Genomic DNA, 8517 nt, shown 5'->3' on the forward strand with positions numbered 1-8517 from the left:
GATAAGGCCTATAGCAGCAGGGCTCTGCGGGCAGAACTCCGGCGCAGAAAGATAAAAGCGGTTATCCCGCAACGCAGCGACCAGCAACGGCACCATAAGGGACGTCCACTGGTGTTAGACAAAGCTCGTTATCGTAGGAGAAATGTGGTCGAACGGTGCTTCGGATGGCTGAAGAAGTTTCGCCGATTCTCAACGAGGTATGAAAAGCTGGCGGGAAGTTTTGCTGCTTTTATCAAGCTGGCTTTCTGCCTTCGTTACTTACGGGAACTATTGGTGGACAGAAAACCAGCATTTTGAGAACACAGCCTAGCATGGCCAAGCCACCGAGTAGAGAAGCCCATTTTGTGTTTGTCTGCATGTGATTTCCTTTGTGTGATAACAAAGCCACTGGCGCGTGGCGTTCTCCTCCCTGATGAATACCGTCTCTTCCCTGTCAGACGAAACGAGATTAATTCTCGTCTGAGTGCCTTACCTTAATGGGCTCATATGGCAGCACAACCCTCCATATGGGAAGATTTAATATGTTACAAATCAAATGGATATGCAGTTTTTTGCTGATGGTTTGCTCAGCTGCCCCGATACCGGAAAGCGAGCAAGGAATGGGGAGAGGCTGGAAGGTGGTGAGTTTGCCTCCTCATCCGGAAAAGAGGAGGCAAGCACAGATCAGTTGATGGGAGTGGGGGCAGGAGAGGCCGTGGTCAGCTTCATGGCGCGCGGGTAGCGGCGCGGGTCGAGACGCAGCACCAGCAGACTCATCAGCACCAGGCCGGCCAGCTGCCACTGCCAGGCGGCGGCAAAGTCACCGCTCAGGTGGTGCAGGCGGGCCGCCACCCAGGGGCCGGTGGCTGCCAGCATGAAGCCGAATCCCTGCATCAGGGCGCTGAGGGTGCCGGCGCGGCGCGGATCAGGCAGGTGATCGAGCGCGATGACCATGATGAGGGAGAAGCTGCCGCCAAGCCCGGCGCCGCACAGCATGCACCAGAGGATGGGGGCGGTAGTCGGCGCCAGCCAGAGGCCGCCAAAGCCCGCCAGTTGCATGGCGATGGCCAGTCCCATCCAGGGCCGGCGGTCGAGCCGGCGGGCGGCCAGCAGCGGCAGGCCGAGGCCGCTCACGGTCTGGGCCAGCGCCAGCCAGGCCACCAGCTCGCCCCCCTGCTGGGGGCTCCAGCCCTGTGCCATGTAGGCCGGCGCCAGCCAGGCCACCACGATGCCGTAACCGCTGTTGATGATGCCAAAGCAGCTTATCAGCAGCCAGCTGCGGGGCAGGCTGATGAGACGCTGCTCGCCGCCGCCGGACATTGCCACCGGCGCTGCGGGCAGTCGTACCCGCCAGCCTAGCCAGCCCATGGCCAGCAGCACCGGCAGGCTCCACAGCGCCAGCGCCTGGGACCAGTCGAGCCGGGCGGCGAGCTGCGGGGTGAGGCTGGCACCCAGCGCCCCGCCCCCCATCATGCAGGCCGAGAAGATGCCCATTACCAGCGGCACCTTTTGCGCGAATGCCTGCTTGATGAGGCCGGGCAGCACCCCCTGCACCAGGGCCGAGCCCAGCCCGCAGAGGGCGGCGCTGGCGATGAGCAGGGCGCCGCTGCCGGCCTCGAAGCGCATGGCGCTGCCCATGCCCAACAGCAGCAGGGCTGCCCCCAGCAACTGGCGCGGCCCGCTGCGACTGCGCAGGGCCGGGGTGAGCAGCACGCCGCCGCCGATGAGCCAGAGCGGCAACAGGGTCAGCCAGGCCAGGGTGTCCATACCAAGCCCGAGCGCCTCGGCAATGTCGCGGCTCAGGGGGCCGACGGCGGTGAGAAACGGCCGCAAGTTGAGCCCGATCAGGATCACCAGCACCAGCAGGGCTTGCTGCTGGCGCGTATCGATGCGGGCCTCAAGCATGACTTTGTGCACCATAGAGCTCGGCGGCGGCCAGCGGGCTCGGCAGCTTGATGAGTGGCAGGGGGGCAGGGGCGAGGGGCAGGCCCAGTTTTTGGTAGGCGGCAGTGCTGTCAAAGCCGAACGGGGCCGCATCCTCGTTATCGAAGGCGTAATAGACGGCGGCGATGCCGTTCATCACCAGGGCGCTCAGGCACATGGGGCAGGGGTGACCACTGGCGTAGACGATGGCGCCCGCCAGCGGCCCGACCTGGCTGGCCTGGCGCAGGGCTTCCAGTTCGGCGTGGCGGGTGGGGTCGCCATCCTGGTGCATGCCGTTGACGGCGCAGGTCACCAGCTGGTTGCCTTGCACCAGCAGGGCGGCAAAGGGTCTGCCCCCCTGTCGGCGGTTATGGAGGGCCAGTTGCAACGCCTGCTCCAGCCACTCCTGATGCGTGGGATTGGTGGTGAGCGAGGCGATCAGGCGTGAGCCGGCGGGTTCGGCAAGGGAGTGGGGCATGGCGGATCCTCGAGGCAAGGGAATGGGAAGAGACCAGCCTAGCGGGGAAGCCAGTCATGGGGAAATTAAATGATAGAATGACATCCAGTGGTTTTGTAAATGGAGTAGCCATGCTGGATCCCCTCTTGCTGCGTAGCTTTGTCGCCATCGTCGACAGCGGCAGTTTTACCCGCGCCGGTGAACGGGTGCACCTCACCCAGTCCACCATCAGCCAGCAGATGCGGCGCCTCGAACAGCAGCTCGGCTGCCCGCTGCTGGACCGCTCCGGTCGTCAGGTGGTGACCACGGCAGAGGGGGAGAAGCTGCTGGGGCTGGCCCGCAGCATCCTGGCCCTGCTGGCCCGGGCCGAGGAGCAGGTGGCCGAGGCCAGCCTGCAGCTGAGCCTGGGAGTGCCGGAGGATTTTGCCGCCGGTGCCATCGCCCCTGTGCTGGCAGCCTTTGCTCGCGACTACCCGCAGGTGCGGCTGGAGGTGCACAGCGGCCTCAGTCACGAGATCTGGCAGCGCTTCGAGGCCGGCGAGCTGGACTTGGCGCTGGTCAAACAGGCGCGGGGACAGGGGGCGCCGCGCGCCTGCTGGCGTGAGCCGCTGGCCTGGGTCGACAGCCGTGCCTGGCCCGCCAGCGAGCGGGATCCCTTGCCGCTGGTGGTGTTCCCGAGCGAAGGGCTCTATCGGCGGCAGCTGACCGAGGCTCTCGACGGGATGGGGCGGCGCTGGCGCATTGCCTACGTCAGCGCCAGCCTGGCCAGCCTGCAGGGGGCGGTGAGCGCCGGGATCGGGGTCAGCCTGCTGCCTCGGCGCCTGCTGCAGCCGGATCAGCAGGAGCTGACCCACTGGCCGGCGGTGGCGCCGGTGGAGCTGGCGCTGCACCTGGGGGCGGAGCGCGGCGAGCCGCTCACTCGGCTCTGTGAGGCCCTCATCAGCCTGTGTGATCGGGTGATGGGGCCCGCTGAGGGTTGAGGGGACGCAGGCAGATGCCTGCTTAGCGCACCCTGGTGCGCACGATGAGCAGGGTGATGAGCGCCAGGGTGAAGACGAGCGGGGCCCAGGCACCGTGATGGCTCACCAGGGTGGCGCCGGCAGCGGCCACTCCGGCCACCCCCTGCTGCAGGAAACCGCACAGAGCCATGGCGTAGGCGCCGTGCTCGCGGCCATCGCTCACCGCCAGCGCCATGCTGTTGGGAAAGAGCACCGCCTGCCCGAAGATGATGAGGCAGTAGCAGGTCATCATGGCCACCAATCCGCTGCTGCCCTGCAGGGCGCCCAGCGCCCAGAGCAGCAGCATGCCGCCCGCCGCCAGCAGAATGAGCGCAGCCCCCTGGCGCATCAGCTGGCGGCCTCCCACCCGGGCGACCCGCCGGTTGACCGTCATGGCGCCGGCGAAGTAGGCGATACCGATCAGCAACCCCAGACTGCCGAAGGTGGTGACCTCGAGGGCAAACCCCTGCTGCAGCACGAAGGGGCTCACCTCCTGCAGGGTCACCGTGATGGCAAAGCCGATGCCGCCGGCGCAGGCCGGCCAGAAAAAGCCGGGGCGGCGCAACAGGCTGGCGTAACGGGCCCACATGCCGCCGCTCGCAGCCGCCGGATTGGGCCCCTGCAGCGGCAGGCTGCTCATCAAGAGCAGCGCCAGCACGCCGACCCCGGCCATCAGCACGAACCCCAGCTGCCAATGGGCATAGCGGCTGATGAGGCCGCCTATCCACTGACCGCCGCCAAGGGCGGTGATGAAGGCGATGGAGAGCACCGAGAGGCGGCGCGCCAGCTCATCGCCGTGCCAGTGATCCCGCACCAGAATGCGGGCGATGATGGCCGCCCCGCCGGCCGCCACCCCTTGCCGGGTGCGCAGGATCAAGAGCAGCGGCCCCTGGCTGGTGGTGGCCAGCAGCAGGCTGAGGCCGACAAACAGCAGCAGTGACAGGGCAAGAGGCAGCCGGCGACCGTAGCGATCGGCGGCGGCGCCCCAGAACAGCACCGGCAGGGCGGCGCCGATGACGAACAGCGAGATGGAGAGCTCGGCCCCCTGCCTGGTCATGGCGAGATCCGTCATCACCACGGGCAGGGAGGGGAGGTAAACGGTGGTGGCCATCTGGGCCATGAAGACGATGAGGCAGGCCAGCGTCATGATGCGAGCGGAGCGGCTCCAAAGACCAGCCTGGTCGAGACATTCCTGGTTATCCATAACAACTCTCGGGCAGTAAGGGAGCCATATCCTTGCACTGCCCGTGCGCCGAGTCAGCCCCTCGTCTGGGTTAAACCTGGCCGGTTTACCAGGGCAGAGCGCGGTATGTTCAGGCGATGGCCTGGCGCGGCAGCACGGCGAGCCAGAGCTCGACCTCGCCGCTGCCGGTGTCCGGGTCAAAGGTGGCGCCATAGCGCTCGAAGTCTGGCAGGTGGGCCGACTGGTAAGCGGACTGCGCCAGCCACTCCAGCGCCTGCTGCCAGGTGTGCGGCATGGTCGAGACATGCCCCCGATGCAGGAAGACGGCATAGGTCTGGGGCTCGATGCGCATCCGCCCCAGCGTCTTGGGCAGCACCTCCAGCGCGGCGACCTCCACCGCGCACATGTATTCGCACTCGGTGGCGGTCATGCCGCAGATGACGCCATAGGCATGCTCGCCCAGCTGGCCCGGCAACGGACCCAGGGCGCTGAAATCGCGCCACTGGCCGCCGAAGTCGGCGTGGGTGAAGGCATGGTGACGACGCAGGCCGCCAAGCAGCATGGGGCGGCCGGTTTCAAAACGAACGGGATCAGTCATGACACCTCCTGTACGCGATGGGTGGCAAGGCAACCTTGCTCAGCACTCCTTGCCTTCACTGAGCTTGCGCTGATAGTCCGCGGAGACGATGGCCAGTGCCGCTAGGGCGAGGGCCGGCTCAATCCGGTTGGTCTCCAGCAGTTCGATGAGATCCACCGCGAGTTGGACCTCGGGCGGGGCAGTTTCCAATGACATGACAGACTCCGTAACGGGGAAAACGCCATTATACAGGGCCGCTCCCGGATGGGGACCTGTCTGCTGTTGCGGGCAACCCGGCTAGAAGGTGCTGGCGCATCTCCTGATCGATCTGCTCACGCAGGGCCATCAATTTGAGGGCGTACTGCTGCAGCTGCCGATCGCTCTCGTTTTGCGGTTGCCACTGGGGCACCGGGGTCGGTTTGCCGTGCTCGTCCATGGCCACGAAGATGATGATGCAGTGGGTGGTCTTGTGACGCTCTTGCTGGGTCGGGTGGCGGCTGTAGACATCCACCGCCAGGTGCATGCTGGTGGTGCCGGTGTGGATCACCTGGGCGTGCACCTCCACCAGCTGGCCTATCTGGATGGGGCGCAGAAAGCGGATCCCCCCCACATAGACGGTCACCGCATAGCCGCCGCACCAGCCGGCGGCGCAGGCGTAACCCGCCTGATCGATCCATTTCATCACCATGCCGCCGTGCACCTTGCCGCCGAAATTCACATCGGCGGGCTCGGCCAGAAACTGCAGGGTCAGCTCGCGGGGTGGGGTCATGGGGTCTCCTTGATTGAGGGTCATTGGCGGTAGCTCTTGCGATAGGTGTCAGCCTGCTGGCAGGGGGTCAGGTTGTTGAGATCGGGCCGCTTGTTGCCCTCTCGCTGGCCGAAGCTGGCGAACTCCTGCTGGCACTTGGCGGCCTTGCCGCCCGCCTTGATGCAGGCGTCGATCCGACGTTGTTTGCCCTGTTCGACCAGCTGCTGCTGGGCCTGCTGGCAGGCCGCATCCAGCTTGGCCTGTTTGGCATCTCTGTCCTCCACTGCGGCCAGCAGGGGGAGCGAGAGGGCACCACCGAGTAGCAATACGAGCATCTTCATGATGATTTTTCTCCTGATGGGGGGCGTCCGGCGATGACCAGGGCGATCCCCCCCAGGATGCCCAGGGTCGACAATACCAAGCGCAGCGACCAGGACTCATCCAACCAGATGAGCCCGGCCAGGGCGGCGAGCAGGGGCACCAGCAGCTGGACGCTGGCGGCTAGGGTGCGGCCAAGGTGGGGCAGCACCAGATACCAGAGCGCATAGCCAAGGCCGGAGGCCAGCGCCCCCGAGGCCAGGGCATAGCCGATGGCGGCGGGGCTGGTCTGCAGCTGCCCGAACAACAGATAGAGCAGGGCGGCCGGCAGGCTGGCGCGCAGGAAGTGGCCGGCGTTGGCGGCGACCGGGTCGGCAAAGCGCGAGGCCCGCAGGGTATAGCCGGCCCAGGCGATGCCGGCCAGGATCATCAGGGCCGCCCCCAGCGGATCCGGTGCACTGAGGCCGGGCAGCAGCAACACCACCAGGCCCGCCATGGCGAGCAGCAGGCCGAGCCACTGGCGGCGGGGCAGGGGCTCCCCGCGCAGCAGGGGCGGCGCCAGCATGCTGAGCTGGACGGCGGCAAACAGCAGCAGGGCGCCGGTGCCCGCGGTCAGGGTGAGGTAGGAGAACGAGAACGCCGCGCCATAGGTGATGAGGGCCAGGGCGCCGCCCCAGTCCCCCTGGCGGGGGGATTTTTGGCGCGCGCCGCACAGCAGCACCAGCACCAGGGCGCCGCTGGTCAGGCGCAGCAGGGTGAAGAGGGCGGGATCCATCCGCTCTTCGAACAGGGCGAGCCGGCAGAGCACCGAGTTGGCGGCGAACGCCATCAGGGTCAGCAGGGTCAGTGTCAGCAGGCGGGGCAGCGGCATCCATTCACCTTGAGTTCAGTGGGGCAGGTTCAGCATGATTTACCATCCAACGAGGAGGTCCCATGAAACAAATGCTGGAGCAATTGATGGGAGCTGGCAAGGGCTGGCTCAACGAAGGTGGCGACAGCCGCAAGGCGCAGATGAAGGGGATGGCGCAAGGGGGCCTCGCCGCCGGTGCCATGGCCCTGCTGCTTGGCAACAAGAAGGTGCGCAAATATGGCGGCAAGGTGGCGGCGGTGGGCGGCGCGGCGGCCCTCGGCGGCCTGGCCTACAAACTCTATCAGGACTGGCAGGCCCAGCAGTCTGCCCCGGCCCAGCCGACCCAGCCCCTCGATACCCTGCGGGGCAATGCGCTGGATGCCAGAGCCGCGCTTCTGGTGCGCGCCATGGTGGCGGCGGCCCGGGCCGACGGCCATATCGACAACGACGAGCGTCAGAAGATCCAGCAGTACCTGACCGAGCAGGGCCAGAGCGATGCGGCCCGCTGGATTGATGCCGAACTGGCCCGTCCCCTGGATCCCCACGCCCTGGCGCGGGAAGTGACCGACATGGAGTTGGCGACCGAGGTCTACCTCGCCTCCCTGCTCGCCATCGACGTGGATCACTTCATGGAGCGCGGTTATCTAGACGAGCTGGCGCGCGCCCTCAAGCTCGATGAGAACCTCAAAGGCAGCATTGAGCGCCAGGTGGCCCAGCTGGGTGCCCCCGCCTGATTGATCCCCGCTCAGTACCTGGATTGTCGACAAGGCCCCGTGACGGGGCCTTGTTGTTTTCAGATGCCTGCCAAAGGCTGTTGCGGCACTTCTTGTCTGGCCGGGCAGCCACTATGATGGAGCCCTGGCCAAAGGGAGCAGATGAGACCGTCTCATCGCCAGGGCACGTCATCGCCAGGACACAGAGGCAAGGAGCATTCATTGGAAATACGCAAGGCACGTGAGCAGGACATAGGCGCCATCCTCGAGCTGAACCGGCAGATAGGAGAGATCCACTTCACGCAGGCGCCGCAGGTGTTCTGCCCGCCATCCCCCGAGGAGCGGGCCTTTTTGCTGGCAGCCATTGCCGCCGAAGGGCGCCTGTTTTGCGTGGCCGAGCAGGAGGGAGCCGTGGCGGGCTTTCTGACCGCCCGCATCGACATCAACGAGACCATCCCGTTTCTGAGCAAGGAGCCCATCTGTCGTATCGGCACCCTGGTGGTCGATGAGGGGCACCGCTCCCGGGGGATCGGCAAGGCGCTGATCGCCCATTGCGATGCGTGGGGCAAGGCGCAGGGCGCCAGCCAGTTGCGGCTGGAGGTGATGGCATTCAACGAGCGCGCCAAGGCGCTCTACGAGAGGTTGGGGTTCAAGATGCTGTCACAGACCATGGCCAGATAAGCCAGGTTATCTCCCAAACAGAGGCCCGTTACGGGCCTCTGTTGTTTGCTCTTGGCGCCGCATTATTTTCTGTCGCTCTTTGGCCATCGG

General features: G+C 66.1%; 12 protein-coding genes. 4 read left to right on the forward strand and 8 right to left on the reverse strand.

Annotated features, from left to right (window positions below; genetic code table 11):
- A partial coding sequence (locus tag CAK78_RS03680; RefSeq protein WP_141214114.1) for a transposase occupies nt 1–297 on the forward strand: 297 nt, incomplete at its 5' end.
- 366 nt (nt 298–663) lie between these two features.
- Here CAK78_RS03680 and CAK78_RS03685 read toward each other — a convergent pair.
- Together CAK78_RS03685 and CAK78_RS03690 are read right to left on the reverse strand one after the other, a co-directional pair.
- Nucleotides 664–1884, reverse strand: a complete 1221-nt coding sequence (locus CAK78_RS03685) for a cyanate transporter (RefSeq protein WP_094696404.1) — start codon at nt 1882–1884, stop codon at nt 664–666.
- A complete protein-coding gene (locus tag CAK78_RS03690) occupies nt 1877–2380 on the reverse strand; it encodes a nucleoside deaminase (protein ID WP_094696405.1) in 504 nt (167 codons plus the stop codon). The genes CAK78_RS03685 and CAK78_RS03690 overlap by 8 nt, the downstream gene beginning before the upstream one ends.
- A gap of 110 nt (nt 2381–2490) precedes the next feature.
- Here CAK78_RS03690 and CAK78_RS03695 point away from each other — a divergent pair, with 110 nt between their 5' ends.
- Complete coding sequence (locus tag CAK78_RS03695; RefSeq protein WP_042008040.1) at nt 2491–3339, forward strand: LysR family transcriptional regulator; 849 nt, start codon at nt 2491–2493, stop codon at nt 3337–3339.
- Nucleotides 3340–3361: 22 nt separating this feature from the next.
- Here CAK78_RS03695 and CAK78_RS03700 read toward each other — a convergent pair whose 3' ends face one another.
- The 6 genes from CAK78_RS03700 to CAK78_RS03725 form a co-directional block, all read right to left on the reverse strand.
- Nucleotides 3362–4561, reverse strand: coding sequence for an MFS transporter (locus CAK78_RS03700; protein ID WP_094696406.1), 1200 nt, complete (start codon nt 4559–4561; stop codon nt 3362–3364).
- 109 nt (nt 4562–4670) lie between these two features.
- Nucleotides 4671–5138, reverse strand: coding sequence for a GyrI-like domain-containing protein (locus CAK78_RS03705; protein ID WP_094696407.1), 468 nt, complete (start codon nt 5136–5138; stop codon nt 4671–4673).
- 39 nt (nt 5139–5177) lie between these two features.
- A complete protein-coding gene (rsmS, locus tag CAK78_RS03710) occupies nt 5178–5333 on the reverse strand; it encodes a pleiotropic regulatory protein RsmS (protein ID WP_010634402.1) in 156 nt (51 codons plus the stop codon).
- A 28-nt stretch (nt 5334–5361) separates the two neighbouring features.
- A complete protein-coding gene (locus tag CAK78_RS03715) occupies nt 5362–5886 on the reverse strand; it encodes an acyl-CoA thioesterase (RefSeq protein WP_094696408.1) in 525 nt (174 codons plus the stop codon).
- Nucleotides 5887–5906: 20 nt separating this feature from the next.
- On the reverse strand, nt 5907–6206 hold the full coding sequence (locus CAK78_RS03720; RefSeq protein WP_094696409.1) for a hypothetical protein: 300 nt from the start codon (nt 6204–6206) through the stop codon (nt 5907–5909).
- A complete protein-coding gene (locus CAK78_RS03725; protein WP_094696410.1) occupies nt 6203–7054 on the reverse strand; it encodes a DMT family transporter in 852 nt (283 codons plus the stop codon). The genes CAK78_RS03720 and CAK78_RS03725 overlap by 4 nt, the downstream gene beginning before the upstream one ends.
- Nucleotides 7055–7116: 62 nt before the next feature.
- Here CAK78_RS03725 and CAK78_RS03730 point away from each other — a divergent pair, with 62 nt between their 5' ends.
- Both CAK78_RS03730 and CAK78_RS03735 read left to right on the forward strand, forming a co-directional pair.
- Nucleotides 7117–7767 (forward strand): tellurite resistance TerB family protein, encoded by a 651-nt coding sequence (locus CAK78_RS03730; protein ID WP_094696411.1) that lies wholly within the window; start codon nt 7117–7119, stop codon nt 7765–7767.
- Between the two features lie 141 nt (nt 7768–7908).
- Nucleotides 7909–8427, forward strand: a complete 519-nt coding sequence (locus CAK78_RS03735) for a GNAT family N-acetyltransferase (RefSeq protein ID WP_094696412.1) — start codon at nt 7909–7911, stop codon at nt 8425–8427.
- Nucleotides 8428–8517: the final 90 nt, after the last annotated feature.

Source organism: Aeromonas sp. A35_P (genome assembly GCF_002259925.1).
Taxonomy (GTDB): domain Bacteria; phylum Pseudomonadota; class Gammaproteobacteria; order Enterobacterales; family Aeromonadaceae; genus Aeromonas; species Aeromonas dhakensis.